Source organism: Streptomyces sp. URMC 124 (assembly GCF_051386455.1).
GTDB lineage: Bacteria > Actinomycetota > Actinomycetes > Streptomycetales > Streptomycetaceae > Streptomyces.
Genome location: NZ_JBPQTS010000475.1, coordinates 1 through 270, shown reverse-complemented (window position 1 = coordinate 270; position 270 = coordinate 1). Strand labels below are relative to the sequence as shown.

At 46.7% G+C, this 270-nt stretch carries 1 protein-coding gene; it reads left to right on the top strand.

Annotated features, from left to right (window positions below):
- Positions 1-25 precede the first annotated feature (25 nt).
- On the top strand, positions 26-270 hold a 245-nt coding region (locus ACSNOG_RS33380), incomplete at its 3' end, for a hypothetical protein (RefSeq protein ID WP_436756416.1).

The window sequence follows — 270 nt, the reverse complement described above, 5'->3', positions numbered from 1 at the left end:
GGACGGTAAATACCAGGTCATCAAATTGACGACCACTGAGCCGTTCCCGCAAGTTCTGAACTACCTGGCTCACCAATCCGCAGGGATTGTGTCGAAGAAACAAGTTGAATCCATCAACACCTATGACGTCGAGAAATTCGATGTGAACAAAGACATTCCTTACGGTGACCGAAACACGGTAACGGAAGGCGACAAATACAACAATACGCTGTTTGCAAGCGGTCCTTACATCTTGTCCTACAAGAACGATTACGAGGCCATCTTCTACAA